Origin of the sequence: Ihubacter sp. rT4E-8, from assembly GCF_049852125.1 — a bacterium.
Lineage (GTDB): Bacteria > Bacillota > Clostridia > Peptostreptococcales > Anaerovoracaceae > Senimuribacter.
Genome location: NZ_CP187532.1, coordinates 41,667 through 58,201 on the forward strand (window position 1 = coordinate 41,667; position 16,535 = coordinate 58,201).

Annotated in this window: 15 protein-coding genes; 4 read left to right on the top strand and 11 right to left on the bottom strand. The window is 45.0% G+C overall.

Annotation, left to right across the window (positions count from 1 at the left end; all coding sequences use genetic code 11):
- The first annotated feature begins 34 nt into the window (after positions 1 to 34).
- Positions 35 to 808, top strand: a complete 774-nt coding sequence (locus tag ACPW7J_RS00160) for an HAD-IIA family hydrolase (RefSeq protein ID WP_161874083.1) — start codon at positions 35 to 37, stop codon at positions 806 to 808.
- Between the two features lie 73 nt (positions 809 to 881).
- On the opposite strand, the gene ACPW7J_RS00165 is transcribed toward ACPW7J_RS00160, so the two are convergent.
- On the bottom strand, positions 882 to 1,406 hold the full coding sequence (locus ACPW7J_RS00165) for a DUF2284 domain-containing protein (protein ID WP_424960360.1): 525 nt from the start codon (positions 1,404 to 1,406) through the stop codon (positions 882 to 884).
- A gap of 65 nt (positions 1,407 to 1,471) precedes the next feature.
- On the opposite strand from ACPW7J_RS00165, the gene ACPW7J_RS00170 reads away from it, so the two are divergent.
- Positions 1,472 to 2,872, top strand: coding sequence for an amidohydrolase family protein (locus tag ACPW7J_RS00170; protein ID WP_424960361.1), 1,401 nt, complete (start codon positions 1,472 to 1,474; stop codon positions 2,870 to 2,872).
- Positions 2,873 to 2,942: 70 nt separating this feature from the next.
- Positions 2,943 to 3,368: a DUF4430 domain-containing protein gene (locus ACPW7J_RS00175; protein ID WP_425755762.1), complete on the top strand. Its 426-nt coding sequence runs from the start codon at positions 2,943 to 2,945 to the stop codon at positions 3,366 to 3,368.
- Between the two features lie 48 nt (positions 3,369 to 3,416).
- Here ACPW7J_RS00175 and ACPW7J_RS00180 read toward each other — a convergent pair whose 3' ends face one another.
- The 4 genes from ACPW7J_RS00180 to ACPW7J_RS00195 all read right to left on the bottom strand — a co-directional run bounded on the left by ACPW7J_RS00180 (position 3,417) and on the right by ACPW7J_RS00195 (position 7,399).
- Positions 3,417 to 4,781, bottom strand: a complete 1,365-nt coding sequence (locus ACPW7J_RS00180; RefSeq protein ID WP_425755764.1) for a YjiH family protein — start codon at positions 4,779 to 4,781, stop codon at positions 3,417 to 3,419.
- A 218-nt stretch (positions 4,782 to 4,999) separates the two neighbouring features.
- The gene (locus ACPW7J_RS00185; RefSeq protein WP_425755766.1) at positions 5,000 to 5,659 is read right to left on the bottom strand and encodes a cyclase family protein; all 660 of its coding nucleotides are present in this window, start codon (positions 5,657 to 5,659) and stop codon (positions 5,000 to 5,002) included.
- Positions 5,656 to 7,158 carry a sodium:solute symporter family protein gene (locus ACPW7J_RS00190; protein WP_425755768.1) on the bottom strand — a complete coding sequence of 501 codons (1,503 nt, stop codon included), beginning with the start codon at positions 7,156 to 7,158 and terminating at the stop codon, positions 5,656 to 5,658. Before ACPW7J_RS00190 ends, ACPW7J_RS00185 begins: the two co-directional genes overlap by 4 nt.
- Positions 7,139 to 7,399 carry a hypothetical protein gene (locus tag ACPW7J_RS00195; RefSeq protein WP_425755770.1) on the bottom strand — a complete coding sequence of 87 codons (261 nt, stop codon included), beginning with the start codon at positions 7,397 to 7,399 and terminating at the stop codon, positions 7,139 to 7,141. Before ACPW7J_RS00195 ends, ACPW7J_RS00190 begins: the two co-directional genes overlap by 20 nt.
- 225 nt (positions 7,400 to 7,624) lie before the next feature.
- Between ACPW7J_RS00195 and ACPW7J_RS00200 the strand changes: the two genes are divergently transcribed.
- Positions 7,625 to 8,815, top strand: coding sequence for a PucR family transcriptional regulator (locus ACPW7J_RS00200; protein WP_425755772.1), 1,191 nt, complete (start codon positions 7,625 to 7,627; stop codon positions 8,813 to 8,815).
- 75 nt (positions 8,816 to 8,890) lie between these two features.
- Here the strand turns inward: ACPW7J_RS00200 and ACPW7J_RS00205 are convergent, their stop codons facing one another.
- From ACPW7J_RS00205 to hutH, 6 genes are all read right to left on the bottom strand, one after another.
- Positions 8,891 to 9,553 carry a GntR family transcriptional regulator gene (locus tag ACPW7J_RS00205; RefSeq protein WP_161874074.1) on the bottom strand — a complete coding sequence of 221 codons (663 nt, stop codon included), beginning with the start codon at positions 9,551 to 9,553 and terminating at the stop codon, positions 8,891 to 8,893.
- Positions 9,554 to 9,596: 43 nt separating this feature from the next.
- Positions 9,597 to 10,505, bottom strand: coding sequence for a glutamate formimidoyltransferase (gene ftcD, locus ACPW7J_RS00210; RefSeq protein ID WP_425755774.1), 909 nt, complete (start codon positions 10,503 to 10,505; stop codon positions 9,597 to 9,599).
- A 28-nt stretch (positions 10,506 to 10,533) separates the two neighbouring features.
- A complete protein-coding gene (locus ACPW7J_RS00215; protein WP_425755775.1) occupies positions 10,534 to 11,160 on the bottom strand; it encodes a cyclodeaminase/cyclohydrolase family protein in 627 nt (208 codons plus the stop codon).
- On the bottom strand, positions 11,160 to 12,404 hold the full coding sequence (gene hutI, locus ACPW7J_RS00220; protein WP_425755777.1) for an imidazolonepropionase: 1,245 nt from the start codon (positions 12,402 to 12,404) through the stop codon (positions 11,160 to 11,162). The genes ACPW7J_RS00215 and hutI overlap by 1 nt, the downstream gene beginning before the upstream one ends.
- Before the next feature lie 224 nt (positions 12,405 to 12,628).
- The gene (locus ACPW7J_RS00225) at positions 12,629 to 14,653 is read right to left on the bottom strand and encodes a urocanate hydratase (protein WP_425755778.1); all 2,025 of its coding nucleotides are present in this window, start codon (positions 14,651 to 14,653) and stop codon (positions 12,629 to 12,631) included.
- Positions 14,654 to 14,792: 139 nt separating this feature from the next.
- Positions 14,793 to 16,334 (bottom strand): histidine ammonia-lyase, encoded by a 1,542-nt coding sequence (gene hutH / locus ACPW7J_RS00230; protein ID WP_425755780.1) that lies wholly within the window; start codon positions 16,332 to 16,334, stop codon positions 14,793 to 14,795.
- Positions 16,335 to 16,535 lie beyond the last annotated feature (201 nt).

The window sequence follows — 16,535 nt, forward strand, 5'->3', positions numbered from 1 at the left end:
GCTTAGAAAAACGCACACAGGGAGGATAATTCAAATGGAAGCGTTACGAGCAAAAAAAGGATTTATCTGCGATATGGACGGTGTTATTTACTGGGGCGGACATCTGCTGCCAGGTGTAAAAGAGTTTGTCGACTGGCTCTATCGGGAAAATAAGGAATTTCTGTTTTTGACTAACAACAGTGGGCAGACTCCGCTTGAATTGCGGTTAAAGCTGCAAACCATGGGACTTGATGTGGATGAAAGCCACTTTTATACCAGCGCTTTAGCCACCGCTAAATTTGTCAGCAGTCAGACCAATCACTGCAGCGCTTATGTAATTGGAGAACCTGGTCTGGTGGGAGCGCTTTATCAAAGCGGCGTTGCTATTACAGATAAAGCTCCGGATTATGTAATTGTAGGTGAAAGTCAAAGCTACAACTATGAGGCTATATGCAAAGCCGTCAATCTAGTCCGGGACGGTTCGAAATTGATCGGTACAAATTTCGATATGACAGGTCCGTCCAGCCGCGGCATTATTCCTGCCTGCCGGGCGCTGATCTCTCCAATCGAAATGGCAACAGGAAAACAGGCCTACTTCGTGGGTAAGCCTAATCCCCTCATGATGCGTACCGGTCTACGGCTGCTCGGCGTTCATTCTGAAGAAGCCGCTATGATCGGCGACCGCATGGACACGGATGTGGTAGGTGGAGTAGAAAGCGGCTTAGATCCAATCCTGGTCCTGTCGGGCGTTACCAGTCGAGATGATGTGGATAAGTTTCCTTACCGGCCTCGTTTGATTCTCGACAGCATCGGTGAAATCCCTGTGTAAACGCAACGCACAGCGTTCCTCATGCCGTAAAGTTCCGGCATCGCGAACTCCCTGGCCGGACGCCCTTTGCTCTCTAATACAAAAGCCCTCCTACTAAAACAAAATAGTCCGGCACTTCTCCTTGGGCAATCCATTGCAATTCAATTCCCAACAGTTTGCTTGCCGTCAGGCCTACGTTTCCGCCGAGTGCCTCGATAGAATAACGCATCTTATCCGGAAAGCGGCACGGCTGTCCATCTTTTTTGCTGCAATTACTCTCTCCACAGATATTGCAGCTGCCGGCAGACAGGGATACACTGCCGGGATTCTCTGCCTCTTTCGCGTAAAGGGTTTCTGTCAATTCTGCCTTAACCTGTGCCATCAAAGTCTGCCAGTCATGTTTTTCCTCCTCTGCCAGACACATTTTTTTGCCGATAACATATAGGTTTTCATACTTCTTCCAATAATCCTCTACTGGATCAAATGTGAAAGACGGGCAAGACCATTTTTGATCGTAGTTGCCGCATTCCTTGCAGCAGGCCAAAAATTCTTCCACATTTACGTAGCCGTCAATATAATCAGCTACAGAAATTGTTTTTTCAAATGTATCAATCTTCATGAATCAAGTTTACCACAAAAAGAATTTATGGTAAAATGAAATATATACATAGATGGAGGTTTGCCATGGCTTTTGGAATTTTTAAAAAACCACGAAACGCGGATATTATTTACCGTAATGGACATATTTACACGCAGGATCCGGAATTCCCCTGGGCAGAATCGGTGGCATGCAGAGACGGCCGGGTACTGGCTGTGGGAGACTTTGACGGGATGAACGAAATTACCGGCAGCGACACGGAAATTATTGACCTGGAAGGGAAATACATGTTTCCTGGGTTTATTGACGTTCACGACACTCCATCGCTGCAGGTTCTCAAAGGGTTATATCTGGAAATCGACCCTATCTGGGATCTGGACACAGTATTAGAATACACTGCGGAATATGCGCAATCCTGTGAAAAGGATATTATATTTGGCTACGGATACAATGAAAACCTTCTTACAGATTACGATACGCCTGCAGAGGTCATGAAAATTTTGGATGAGATTGAGACAGACAGACCAGTGCTTCTGTTGAGCACCGGCGGCTATCACTGCTGGATGAACACGCTGGCTTCGACAATAGTAGTAGAAACAGTTGATGAGGAAGAAGATTTGCAATTCATCTCTGCCGTAGATCTTCTAATGAACATTCTCTCTCCTTTCGACTATGAAGAAATCGAAGAACGAATTCGGCAGTACACCAAAGTCCTCGCTGATAAAGGCATCACCTCTGTTTTGGATCTCTGTTCGCCGGAGTATTTTTCTCTCCTATATCAGGACAGCCTGCTTGCAATGATTGGAGACAGCGAGCCAATCCGTCAGCGATACTTTGGCAGCTTATATCTTAACCGCTCCCTGCCATTGCGGTTAATCCTGCACCGCCTTTCCACGGGTCGGACAAAATGTACGGAAATGGACGGTTTGATGACATTCGATGTATTGAAATTAGAAACCTGCGATGATGAAAATCTATCCTACTTTTCGCAGGAAACGTTAGACGAGTTATGCCTGGCTGCCTGTGAAAAGGGATTTGATATCCATCTGGACGCATTAGACGCCGCGTCTGTAGACAGAGCCTTCCATACCTTTGAACGAGTCCGCAATAAGGGCTATAAAGGAAATGCTCTGGTTCTTGCCGCAGAAGGGGTATCCACTCCTGATGACGCGTCCTTCATTGTAACCTGGCCAACGGATTATCTGAACAAATCCGTTTTCGGCCACGTAAATTCCGTAGAGGAGGCTATCGACCAGCTGACTGCAGGCGCAGCCGCAATTCTGGGCAAAGAACGCGACTTTGGCTCTATCGAGCAGGGAAAGATAGCGGACTTCACTGTATTTGAAGAAAATCCATTTGACGCCGGATTGCAAAAATTCTCCGGTATGCATGCCAGCATGACCATAATGGACAGTATGATTACTTATGACGCGGAAGCTGAGTTAGAAGAAGAAATGTACGACCTTCTTACAACAATGCGCTTATAATTGCAGAAGTTTTGTGATACAATAGGAATAACCTGTGATTCGGATATCATATTGCCAAAAAGGAGACCCTATGAGAAAGAGGAAGTTCATTTGTTTTACTTTATGCACAGCGATGCTAATATCTGTGTTTCTTGTAACAGGATGCGGAGAGCAGCCGGAGCAAACAGAAATTGTTAACCCAATCAATATTACCATCAGCATTGATTATCCAAAAAAATCTAATCTTGATGATATAACAGATATTCCGTTCAAAATTGAGGAGGATTCTTCTGTATTGGAAGCAATCCAACTTTTCTGCAACGTCAACGAAATGCCCGTTAATGTAGAAACCACAGTTGGAACGATTGTAGGCATTAACGACTTAAACAATGGAGACATTTATTCCACGCGTATATGGCAGTTCAAGGTCAATGGAGAATTATCAGATCATCCTGCAGGAGAAATCATTCTGCAAGAGGGCGACCGCCTCGAGTGGGTATACAGAAAATCCCGATGAATCATCACCGGGATTTTCTTTTGCCTTTTAACAGGGGTTGTCTAAATCCTAAAAAATGAGATGCGCCAGCGGGCAAATAATGATCAAGCTGATGATGGTTCTCTCCAGGAAGAGAATAAACAGCTCAACAATATTCACCGGCAGCTTGGAGCCGAGAATCAGTCCGCCGACCTCAGATAAGTATATCAGCTGTGTTACAGATACAGACGCTACGATGAATCTGGTCATTTCACTTGCGATGCCTTTTGCCGCAATGATGGACGGTGTAAACATATCTGTGAATCCGACGATCATCGTCTTGGATGCTTCGGCAGCTTCCGGCACCTGCAGCAGTTCCAGCAGCGGCAGGAACGGCTTTCCGCAGATTTCAAAAATAGGTGTATTGTTTGCAAGCACCAGCGCCAGCGTACCGATCGCCATAACTGTCGGCAGGACACCAAACCACATACCTACAGCGTTCTTCATACCGTTTTCGAAGAACTGACCAATTCCTCTAAATTCTCCTACCTTCTGCATCGCTAAATCCATACCATACTCGTGGGAAGTCTTATACGGTGCAGGAAGTGTATCCGGCATCGCTTTTCCTTCTACCACATATACGTCTTTCTTCATGGAAAGAGGCGGGATTCTCGGTACAATAATTGCGCAGGCTACGCCGACCAGACAGATCATCAGATAGTAAACGCCAAAATACTGCATCAGGCCAACCTGTTCCAATACTACGATACTGAACGTAATGGATACAGCTGAAAATGTAGTTGCAATAACGGATGCTTCTCTCGCTGAGTAATAGCCGCCCTCATACTGATTGCAGGTCAGCATAACGCCTAGTGTTCCGTCTCCGATCCAGGAGGTAATACAGTCTACAGCTGCACGACCCGGAATCTTAAACAGAGGACGCATTACTTTTGTCAGCAGAGCGCCGACATATTCTAAAAGTCCAAAGTCCAAAAGCAGCGGAAGCAGAAGGGCTGCGATTAAGAAAATGATAACCAGTACAGTCAAAAGATCGCCTAATACGAATCCGCCTGCACCGCCGTCAGTAATCATGCTGACGATATCCTTACCGCCTTCTGTTCCCATGCCCAGATAAGTCATCCAGATGAATACTGCGCCAACCACTCTGACCAGCGCCCACACCGGGCTTGTACAAAAAGTATCTGCTAAAATTGCGCGTTCTGTCATAAACTTCGGCTTCGCCAGTCCGATCAAAGAACCGATTGCTGAAACCGTGACGATGGCAACGCAGAGAATCGGAAGAACAGAGCCGAGCGCTCCACCGATCAGATCTGCGATAATCTTTACTGTGACCGTCCAGTTTCCATCGTATTTCACCGGAATCATAAATAAAATGATACCGATGACCGATGGAACAATAAAACCGGCCACATTTCTACCGTTTTTCTTTTCCATAATAAAGTCTCCTATTCCTATTCCCTGTTAGGGCAGATAATGTTATTATAACATATCCGCAAGATAGTTTCAATGTATTATGTATACACATTTTCATGCATAAAAATTGACCCTTTTACTAATCTCTGACGATCTCATGTAATCACACAAAAAACAAAGGAACCATTGCATCAACATTTTCCGGTTAACGTAATGATTCCTTTGTTCATTTTTGAATTTTACTTCTTTGCATAACATACTGCGCGTATCGGTGATCCGTCAGATCCCTTTACCGTCAGCGGCAGGAAAGAAAAAACATATTTTCTCCCCGCTGTCAGTGAATCCAAATTTCTTATGTTTTCGACCAATAAGGTTTCATTTTTCAATAAAATGCTATGGGCATGATCTGTGTCAAGGGAAGTAGAATCTAAGCTAAATGCATCTACAGCAACTATACCGATACCCTTCTTCGTCAGATATCTTGCAGCATCCTCTGACAAATACGGATGGTTTTCATATTCCTTTGTCCCATAGTATTTTTCCCAACCTGTTTTGACAACAACAATCTCAACGTCATCTAACAGTTCATCATATGCTGAAAAGTCCTCTGACTCTAACTGCTGCATCGGTTTTTTTCCAGTCAAATCACAAACTATGCCAATACCAGTAAACTTTTCTAAAGGAAAGTCATCAATTTTTTTTCCCTTCTCAATGTGATGATATGGCGCATCAATATGTGTTCCCGCATGGGTTGAAATGTGCAGCATATCTACATGCCATTGGTCGTCCTTGTAATCAACGCAGTTTTCTATTTTTACGTTCTCTGCGCCAGGATAAACCTGCATCCCTGTTTCTATCGGCTGCGTTAAATCTACAATTTCTATTCCTTTTTCAATCATTTTACAATCTCCATGTCTTTGTCCGGATAGTAATTTCCATCATTGTCATATTTTTTCAACACATCAAACATCTCATCAATGTGAGACTGTTTTCCAAAAATGAACCCACAGGCAATATAGGCGATGGCACTCAAAATCATACCAATTAAAGTACCTCCCATGCTGGTTGAAGCAAATATATCCGTTAAATTCTGCAGCAGCGCACAGATACATCCAATCCCCATGCTAACCCACGCGCCGATGGAATTTCCTCGTTTCCAAAATACTCCTCCAACAAGCGGTATGATGCACATGCATACGAAATCATACAAAATCAGCGCAAAGAAATTTAACTGCGGAATATCTACCGATGCAATGATCATCGAGAAAAGAAATACTGCTGCCGTCGTCCATTTCGCCAGTTTTACAACTGGAGTCTTTTTCCAGATCATTGTCAATATATCTTTCGCAAACGGTACGGAAATACAATTGGCTGTAGCAGAAATGCTTCCCATCGCTGCTGCGCCCGCAAAACAGCCGACCAGCCCGAGTCCTACCGCTCCAGAATATTTGTTGGCAATAAAGAATTCCGCAATCTGTGAATCTGCCGGCGCATCATCCATAAGACTGACGCCCATTGCAGGTACTAAAATCAAAAATACGACGATAACAGCGCAAATCGGCGCAATATACAACGTCTTTTTTGTTTCTCTCGGCGAAGAACTCAGGTAAAGCCGCTGGAACGTTGTTGGCCAGCAATAAGATCCTAACGTTCCTGTAATGACACTGACAATCCACATCTGCTGAAGTCCGCTTTCTTTCGGCAAATAAAGCAGTTCAGGCTTGTGCAGAGAAATCATCTCATATAACGGTACAAATCCTCCATATGCTTTATAGGCAATGTAAATAAATAAGATTGACCCTACTACTACAAATGAAAATCCCTGAATCACAGATGTGATTGCGGTAGCATTTACACCGCCGATTGTAGTATATAATCCTACTACGATTCCACTGATCCACACGCCTGCAGTCATTGAAACTGCACCGTTTGTAGAAACATTAATAATATAAGCCAAAGTGATTATTTCAATAATCAGCCAAGCGCCATCAACAATCAGCATAAATACAGAATAAAACTTTTGAAATGCCGGGCTATTGTATCTCACGCCCATAAAATCTGACGGCGTTTCCAAATTGTAGTGCTTTCCCCATGACCATACCGGTCTTGCAAACAAATACATGAATAGTAAGCTTCCAATGGAATACACCATTTCATATTGTGGAAACAAGCCGATATCAACGGAATTTCCTACCCAGCCAGTATAGGTCGAACCTACATACCATCCTGCCATATATGTAAAACATACAAAGAACCATGGCATTTGTCTATTGCCTACCGCATACGTTTCCATTGTTTCCTGCGGCTTGTGATAAAGCTTTGCAGCAATTAAGTTTACTGCAACAAATGCAACGAGAATTCCAATTACAACCGGTGTGTTAATACTCAATCTTTTCACCCCTTTCTCTCATTTCCCGCTCTTTTTTTGTGATATAGTTTTCAATTATGTTTGTACCTGCCAGTACAACACACATCAGCACACTATCCACAATAATCGCGACCTCTGACACCGGCCACCCGAAACTGGTTAAATCCGGTTTATTCCATATCTGCATTAATCCGGGTACAATCATAAACAGAAGCAGAACAACGATTAAAATAGTTGATGCCATATAGAGTTTTTTAATTCTTTTCGACATTTTTTCTCTCCTTTCACGTGATAACTTTATCATAAGGTTTTCTATTCGACTTATTCAACGGCTTATTTTTGTCCAGGCAAACAAACAGAGATTTTTCCATTTGTTTTTCAATACATTTTTAAATCTCACCAAAATTTCATTATGAAATTTTGAAAAAGTTCAATTACCCAATATGTCTCCCTTGTTTATAATGGATATATGCTAAAAAGAAAGAAGGTAAATATATTGAATTACACTGTTTCAGATTTTTATGAAACCTTCCATTATGGACTAAAAATTATTGCCGGTCATGGCGGCATGAGCAGAATTATCTCTGACCCGGGAATCCTAGACTATGAATTAGACGCTGTATTAAGAGACAAATATCTGCACACTAATTTTCATGAAAATCAGCTGGTGGTTACGACTTTTTCATGTGCAAAAGATAATCCCTTTATGGTTTCTGACGCCATCAAACATCTGATTGCAAAAGACGTCAGTTGTCTCGTTATCAAAAATGTTTTCAAGCTTCCAATTCACGAAACCATTCTGCGTTATGCTGACGCAAAAAATTTTCCTATTTTTCTCATTGATACGCAGGAAATATATATAGAAAACATTATCTGCGAAGTAAATCGATGCTGCCGCCTTCGATCTGATATGCTTTATTTTAGAAAAATGTTATCCCAAATTTTTTCTTTGCCCCTTTCTTCTGAAGAAATCATCACCAATCTGAAGAAGATTAATCCATCCTGCCAGGAGCAATTCTTCACAATATACATAAAACTAGATACACTGCAATCAAATTTGTGTCCGGAAGCTTATTATGATCGTTTTTGCTGCAGCGATTTAAACGTTCCAAGCAACGCCCTCATCCTGCTGGAAAACAGCTTGCTTTATATTCATTCGGAAGATAATATCAACAAAAAATTCTCCGATTCTTTTATTACGCACATTCTGCAAATCCTTCTCTGTGAAGACCCATATTCCGGATGCGGAGTCAGCCAATATCATCTAACAATGGCGGAATTCAAAATTTCTTTACAGGAAAGCGTTTATGCTGCCTCTATGCCCTCCGAAATTTCATCCTATACGAAGTATAGCTGCTTAGGCTCTTATAGGATTATATTTCCATTTGTACAAAGCAGCGAAATGAATCGATACGCAAAAGATATTTTAAAAACCACCGAGGACTATGATATTGAAAATAACAGCCATCTGCTGAACACACTGCAAATTTATATAGAAACAAATTGTGACCTTACAGCCACAGCGAAGAAACTCTCCCAACATAAAAATACAATTCGTTATCGTTTAAACAAAATTAAAGATTTAACAGGTCTTGATTACAAAAACTTTACAGATCTCGAACAACTTTCCCTCGCACTTCGCATCTACCAATGCAGAAGTCACTTACTGCCGCAGCAATTATTCTAAGCTGTCATCATACATGATAATTACTATCAAAAGACGGGAACGTTTCTGCACGTTCCCGCCTTTATTTCTTGTTTCCTATTTCACATTATAAATAAACTCCGCCCGGCGTTTAGAGCCATCCAAATGATTGGACATGGCAGTCTTTGCGGCTTCCACATCTCGCGCCCTGATGGTGTCCAAAATAGTACGGTGCTCAGATAAAATCTCTTTCAGCGAGGTCTGATCGCAGCCCAGCGCTTTTCTTGTCTGCTCTATGTACTCCTTATAGGAACGGAGTACCTGCGCCATAAAGCGGCTGCCTGCCGCATTGTAAATGACACTATGAAAATCAGAGTTAATTTCCAGCACCTTCTTGCCGTCCTGTTTGGTCGTGTAAAACTCCATCAGATCAATCTGTTCCTGCAGCTGCTGTATCTGCTCCGGCGTAATTCTGCTGACTGCCCATTCCACCGCCAGCACCTCCAGCGCCTTGCGCACCGCATAAAGATCCTCAATGTCCTGTCTGGTAAACCCTTTGGCAAAACAGCCGCGGTTGGGAATGTAGTCGATAAGTCCCTCATTCTCCAGCTGTTTAAACGCCTCGCGAATCGGCGTACGGCTTACGCGAAGCTCCGCCGCGATCTGATTTTCCTTAATTTTTTCCCCAATCTTATATTCCCCCTTCAAAATCCGTTCTCTGACGATATCCGCGATTTCATCAGTAAGAGAAAAAGAATTGGAAAAATTATTGTCTGTCATCTGCCTCTCCTCACGCTTTGAAAGTCTATCTATATTTATATCACTACAGGATGTGATTTTCAAGTACTTGTGTGTGGAAATCAAAATCTTTTATCTGCAGATAGTATTCCGCGGAATCCACCAGCGCTTTCATCGGGCAAAGTCCAATGATTTCTGTTCCCGTTACCACCACGCCGTATCTAGCGGCTTCTGCCCTCACAAGTTCTGTCACACGGTACAGCGGCGTTTGCTCATAGTTGGTCATATTGATAGAAACCTGCGCATACTTCTTACCTGTTGCCTCGTCTTCAATGTCGAAGCCCATGGCTTTGACACATTTCAGGCCGCCGTCCTTTTCTCTGATGATTTTGGCAATGTTCTTGGCAACCTGCACATCGTCCGTACTCAGATTCAGATTATAAGCGACAAGGGGCGGTCTTGCACCTACCGCCATCACGCCTGCAGTCGGATGAATCTTTCTGCCGCCAAAGTCCGGTTCCCAGTCCGGTTCCTGGACTTTTTCAGCCATGCCCTCAAACTGACCTTTTCTAATCTTCACCAGGTTCTGTCTTTCCGGTCTGGTCGCCGAGTACTCATAAAGGAATACCGGCACGCCCGCTTCGTCTGCAATTCTCGCGCCAACTACCTTTGACAGTTCTACGCAATCCTCTGTGGTGCAGTCTTTAATTGCCAAAAACGGCATCACGTCTACCGCGCCCATTCTCGGATGCTCTCCCTCGTGCTTTGTCAGGTCGATGAGTTCCGCCGCTTTCTTCACAAGCTTCACACTGGCTTCTTCCACGCCTTTCGCGTCGCCGATATAGGTGATTACGGTTCTGTTGTGGCTCTCGTCAGAGCTATAGTTCAAAAGGGTGCATCCCGGTGTGGTTCTGATCTGGTCCACACATGCCTCTATGACGTCGGTTCTTCTTCCCTCGCTGATATTTGGAATGCTTTCAATAATCTGTGCCATGGTTTTCTTTCTCCTTTATCATATAAACTTAGAGCGCCGAAGCAACTTCATTGTATAAGCTGCTGGCAATTTGATCTGCTGCGTCAAACATCTTCTGTCCTTCTTCTGCGTAATACGCTGCCTTTGCCTCGTCCTTTACGCCCGGCAAATTGATTTTTACATTGAGCCACGCGCCCTTAATGCAACCGGTCAAATTCAGCACCGCTACGCCCAAATCGCTAGCCGCGCTTAGATTGGATTTGCCAATCATGGTCTTTGCCAGCATCAGTCCTTCATATCCAAGCTGCATGGTGCGGAAAGGAACTTCTGTTGCCACCAGCGTACCGTCCGCGATCGCTTTCTTCCTCGCAGCCTTTTCCTCATCTGTTTCTTTCGGCATTTTAAAGGCTGCGGCAATCAGATTAAAGGCTTCTGTGTCCTTATCCACGGATGCGACCAGTTCTTCATACAACGCCGCGCCTTTTTCCTTTGCTTCTCTGCAAACCTCCTGATAATCTACATACTTTTCTTTTCCCAAAGTCAGATCCGCCACCATCATGAACAAAGCCACGCCCTGCGCGCCTGCCAGCGCGCTGACTGAACCGCCGCCGGGCGCCGGTGCGTCCGACTTCAAAACGTCCAGATATTCTTTTACCTGCATATCAATCAATTTCATTATACTAACATTCCTTTCTTAATTACCTGCAGAGCCAAATTGGAGCCGAACCTGTAGCAGAGCATATCCATGTCCGGCGCATCCCAGATCACCAGGTCGCCTTGTTTACCTACTTCCAGCGTTCCCACCAGGCTGCCTTTACCGATAGCGCACGCCGGATTGATGGTCACTGCAGTCAAAACCTCTTCCGGCAGCATGCGATACTTGATGCATGCCAAATTCATGACAAACTGCAAATTCAGTGACGGGCAGGAACCTGGATTAAAATCCGATGCCACAGCTACCGGTATGCCCAGTTCAATCATTCTGCGAGCAGGCGCAAAGTCCGCCCCCAGATAGAATGAGGTTGCCGGCAGACACATGGCGGTCACGCCGTTGCTTGCCATAGAGGCAAGCCCCTTTTCATTGATGGCAATGAGATGCTCACAGCTGACCGCACCCATTTCTCCCGACAGTTCACTGCCGCCGATTGCCTCAATTTCATCAGCATGAACCTTTAGTCCGAAGCCAAGCTCCTTCGCCTTTTCTAAATATTTTTTGCTCTGCGCATAGTTGAACACGGAGTCCTCAGTAAACACGTCTGCGAAGTCCGCTAGCTGATGCTCTTTTACATAGGGAAGCAGATCGCGGCAAAGCAGATCGATAAACGCATCGGCGCCGCCCTCGATATCTTTATACTCCTCTGGAATCGCATGAGCGCCCATAAAGGTGGACACCACATCCATGGGATGATCTTCGTTTAATTTTTTTAAGACTTCCAGCATCTTAACTTCTGTATCGAAATCCAGTCCATACCCACTCTTTGCTTCACAGGTCGTGACGCCCAGACCCATCATCTCATCCAGAAAGCCTTCGGTCTTATCGTAAAGCTCCTGAAAGGACGCTGCTCTGGTTTTTCTCACTGTATCAAGAATCCCGCCGCCTGCACGCAAAATATCCAGATATCCTGCGCCTTTCAGCTTCATCGGAATTTCGTGCTGCCGATAGCCTCCAAAGACCATATGGGTATGCCCCTCAACCAGTCCCGGTGTCACCAGATGCCCTTCTGCATCGATGATGGTATCTGCATTTTCGCCGCCTGCCGGGATTTCGCCGCCGCTGGTAATCTCTTTAATGACGCCGTCCTCGATGAGAATTGCCGCATCCTGCAGTTTCAGATTTTCACCCTGTGCCGCGCCGCCGTGACTGAAGCTGCCGACCGGTGTCTGCAGCAGTCCGATATTTTTCACAAGTAATGTTGTCATTTGGTGATTTTCCTCGTCTTTCCTTGTGTTTACAGACAAAATTATAAATTTATCAATATTTTGTCAGCATTTTCGGTCCAAACACTTCCATATTCATAGATTTTACTGACAGAACTGACAATCTTATTTGATTTTATCAGTTTTGTCAGTATACGAAAGCACTGCACTGGATGGACTGCATGAATCCGTCCAATGCCGCCTCTGTTATCATGATTATCCCGATATTATTTCACAAATCGATCTACCATTTCTGCAACCAGTGCGTCGTCAGCCAGGAACGGAATGGTGATATGTCCCTTTCCGGCATAGTTCTTGTTGTACTCTACAGAGGTAGTCAGCGCGTTTTCATTTCTTGCCCAGTTTCGTCTAGCAACGCCGCCCATGACGTCCCACATCATAGCGGATTTGATAATTTCATCTACTCTTTCGGAACCGTCGAGAAGCAGTCCGAAGCCGCCGTTGATGGCTTTTCCGATACCAACGCCGCCGCCGTTATGAAGCGCGCAGAGAGACATGCCTCTCGCCGCGTTTCCGGCAAAGCACTGTACTGCCATATCTGCCATGACGTTGGACCCATCTTTGATATTAGAGGTTTCTCTGAACGGAGAGTCCGTACCGGATACATCGTGGTGGTCGCGTCCCATCATGATCGGGCCGCATTTTCCTTCGCGCACCAGCTTGTTGAATGCCAGCGCGATATCTCTTCTGCCCTCTGCATCCTGGTAAAGAATTCTCGCCTGGGTTCCTACAACCAGCTTATTCTTCTTGGCGTCGCGAATCCATACCCAGTTGTCTCTGTCCTGTGCCCTTCTTTCCGGATTGATGCAATCCATTGCCGCCTGATCTGTCGCGTCTAAGTCTTCCGGCTTTCCTGACAGGCAGACCCATCTGAACGGTCCATAGCCATAATCAAAGAGTACCGGCCCCATGATATCCTCTACATAAGATGGCCAGATAAAGCCATCCTTATCGTCGTAGCCATTCTTGGAAATTTCTTTGATGCCTGCGTCGTACATGGCTTTCATGAAGGAATTGCCGTAGTCAAAGAAATATGTACCCTTAGCAGTCAAGCCTTTGATTGCCTGATAATGTCTATGAAGTGTCTTGTCGACTTCTTCGCAGAATTTATCTCTGTCCTCATGAAGCAGCGCCGTTCTTTCATCAAAGGTCATGCCTACCGGACAGTATCCGCCGTTATATACGTTGTGACAGCTGGTCTGGTCTGACAGCAGATCAATGTGGAAGTCCTTTTCCACTGCTGCTTCCAAGAGATCTACAATGTTGCCGTGGTATGCGATAGAAATGCTTTCCTTCGCCGCCACTTTCTCGCCCGCCAACTTGAAAATTTCATCGATATCATCCATAATGACGTCAACCCATCCCTGGTCATGACGCGTAACAATTCTGGAATAGTCCACCTCTGCAAAAATGCCTACGGCACCCGCGATATTAGCGGCTTTCGGCTGCGCGCCGCTCATGCCGCCGAGACCGGAAGATACGAAAGTATGTCCCTCTAAATCTCCCTGCTCTGCTACGCCCAGATATTTTCTGCCCGCGTTGAGAATGGTATTAAAGGTGCCGTGAACAATGCCCTGCGGTCCGATGTACATCCAGCCGCCTGCGGTCATCTGTCCATAATTAGCCACGCCCATTTCTTCCGCGATTTCCCAATCCTCCAGATTGTCGTACATGCCGATCATCATGGAGTTTGTGATGATGACCCGAGGCGCAGTCGGTTTGGATGGGAACAGTCCAAGGGGATGCCCGGATTCTACCACCAGTGTCTGCTCGTCAGTCAACTCCTCCAGATATTTTTTAATGAGCCGGTACTGCAGCCAGTTCTGGCAAACCTGACCGGTCTCTCCGTATGTAACCAGTTCATATGGATAGAGCGCTACCTCAAAATCCAGATTGTTTTCAATCATCACCTGAAATGCCTTACCTGCAAGGCATTTGCCCTTGTATTCATTGATTGGTTTGCCGTAAAGCCGTCCTTCCGGCCGGTATCTATACGCATAGATTCTGCCGCGGGTGGTCAGCTCCTCCATAAACTCCGGCGCCAGCTTTTCATGCAGCTCCTCCGGCACATAGCGAAGGGCGTTTTTCAGCGCAATCTTCGTCTGTTCTTTTGTCAGTCTGAATCCTCTGTCCGGCGCACGTCTGATATCTTCTACAAACGCCGGATAATCCGGATATTCATTTCCCAGCTTGATGGTCATCGCGCCTGCAATGGCTTTATTATCTAACATGGTATTTCCTCCTCTTATAACGCTTCTGTTATTTTATCACACTACTTCCCGAAAGTGCTTTATTTTCCAAAGCATCATCGGGATTTTACTTTTGAGAATAAGCTTCTTCTTCTTTTTTTCTTAATTTAGAACGGCCGTCCTATTTCAGGCTGACAACCTTCTCTACCGCGTCCAGCAGCCGGCCGTCTTTGATCATCTCATCGAATTTCACCAGCTCGTCATGCATGATAACATCTTCATCTATCGGGTCGGAAACGGTTCTGATATAGTCGTAGGCTGCCTTTGTGGCTGGCGCCAGATTGCTGATATCACTTTCACCGATTTCCTGTCTCAGCCAAATACCCTGGGCGGCGGCAGCCAACTCAATACCGATAACCTTCTGCGCATTATCCAATACCATTGCTGCTGTTCTTGCAGAAGTCGTACCCATGGATACATGGTCCTCCTGATTACCGGAGGATGGAATAGAATCCACACAGGCCGGATGATCGTAAACCTTATTTTCTGAAACCATAGAAGCTGCCGCGTACTGAGCAATCATGAAACCGGAGCAAACGCCGCCGTGTTTTGTAAGGAAGCCTGGAAGGCCTTCAGACAAGGCAGGGTTAATCAGTCTCTCTGAACGTCTTTCGGAAACATCAGCCAGTTCTGAAATTGCCATCTTCATGAAATCAAAAGCAAGGGCCATCGGCTGTCCATGGAAATTTCCTCCTGAAATTACCTCATCCTCATCCGGGAACACAATCGGATTATCTGTTACCGCATTAATTTCCCGGGAAACAGCATCATACACGTAAGCAATCGCATCTCTTGACGCACCGTGAATCTGCGGAATACAACGCAGAGAATATGGATCCTGCACCTTCGTCGGCTGCACGTCAAAGGCATTCTTGCTGCCTGCAAGCAATGCAAGCAGATTTTCAGCTACATCCTTCTGTCCCTGATGCCCTCTCAAATCCTGCACCTTGTGGTCGTAAGCCTTTGTAATACCATGAAGAGCCTCTGCCGTCATAGCTGTGGCAATATCAGCAACCTTCAACAGTTTCATTGCATCCCACAGAACATTGACTCCTACTGCTGTCATCATTTGCGTTCCGTTGTTCAGCGCAAGTCCTTCTTTTGCAGCAAGCTCTACCGGTACAATGCCCTCTGCTGCCATAGCATCCTTAGCGTCTACAATTTCTCCCTTATATTCTACCTTACCCAAACCGATCAATCCCAGCGCAATATGGGAAAGCGGCGCCAGATCACCTGATGCTCCCAACGATCCTTTTCTCGGAATAATAGGATGAATCCCTGCGTTAAGCATGTCAAGCATAGTCTGAATGGTAGATAATCTAATACCAGAATTACCTCTGGACAAAGCATTACAGCGAAGCAGCATAGCAGCTCTAACATATTGTCTTGGATACGGTTCGCCAAGAGTACACGTATGACTGATAATCAGGTTTCTCTGCAGGTCCGCGGTCTCCTCCTTCGAAATAAACACATTAGAAAATTTTCCAAAACCGGTAGTCAGTCCGTAAATAATCGCGCCTTCCTCCAATTTCTTCTCTATGTAAGCTCTCGCTTTATTTACAGCTTCCTTTGCTTCCGGTGCGATTTCGACTTTTTCATTACCGCGGCAAACGCGGATGACCTCTTCTACAGTAAGGTCGTGTCCATTAATGATAACTGCCATTACAATCTCTCCAATCTTTCTTATTTTTATTCATTTTATTGCATGAATATAAAACAAATTCCTTTATTTATCGGTAGCTATTATTATACATTTTTTCATCAATTCTGGCTATAGTTTTTTTGCAAAAAACTCAATTTTATAACTAATCCGGGTTTAATTTCAGAAAATTCTCTACCATAAAATGTATATTTTTTACTCCGC

Coding starts and splice junctions, on each gene's coding strand:
- ACPW7J_RS00175 (WP_425755762.1), top strand. CDS start 2,943: ATGAGAAAGAGGAAGTTCATTTGTTTTACTTTATGCACAGCGATGCTA.
- ACPW7J_RS00170 (WP_424960361.1), top strand. CDS start 1,472: ATGGCTTTTGGAATTTTTAAAAAACCACGAAACGCGGATATTATTTAC.
- ftcD (WP_425755774.1), bottom strand. CDS start 10,505: ATGGCACAGATTATTGAAAGCATTCCAAATATCAGCGAGGGAAGAAGA.
- ACPW7J_RS00205 (WP_161874074.1), bottom strand. CDS start 9,553: ATGACAGACAATAATTTTTCCAATTCTTTTTCTCTTACTGATGAAATC.
- ACPW7J_RS00180 (WP_425755764.1), bottom strand. CDS start 4,781: ATGGAAAAGAAAAACGGTAGAAATGTGGCCGGTTTTATTGTTCCATCG.
- hutH (WP_425755780.1), bottom strand. CDS start 16,334: ATGGCAGTTATCATTAATGGACACGACCTTACTGTAGAAGAGGTCATC.
- ACPW7J_RS00225 (WP_425755778.1), bottom strand. CDS start 14,653: ATGTTAGATAATAAAGCCATTGCAGGCGCGATGACCATCAAGCTGGGA.
- ACPW7J_RS00160 (WP_161874083.1), top strand. CDS start 35: ATGGAAGCGTTACGAGCAAAAAAAGGATTTATCTGCGATATGGACGGT.
- ACPW7J_RS00165 (WP_424960360.1), bottom strand. CDS start 1,406: ATGAAGATTGATACATTTGAAAAAACAATTTCTGTAGCTGATTATATT.
- ACPW7J_RS00185 (WP_425755766.1), bottom strand. CDS start 5,659: ATGATTGAAAAAGGAATAGAAATTGTAGATTTAACGCAGCCGATAGAA.
- ACPW7J_RS00195 (WP_425755770.1), bottom strand. CDS start 7,399: ATGTCGAAAAGAATTAAAAAACTCTATATGGCATCAACTATTTTAATC.
- hutI (WP_425755777.1), bottom strand. CDS start 12,404: ATGACAACATTACTTGTGAAAAATATCGGACTGCTGCAGACACCGGTC.
- ACPW7J_RS00215 (WP_425755775.1), bottom strand. CDS start 11,160: ATGAAATTGATTGATATGCAGGTAAAAGAATATCTGGACGTTTTGAAG.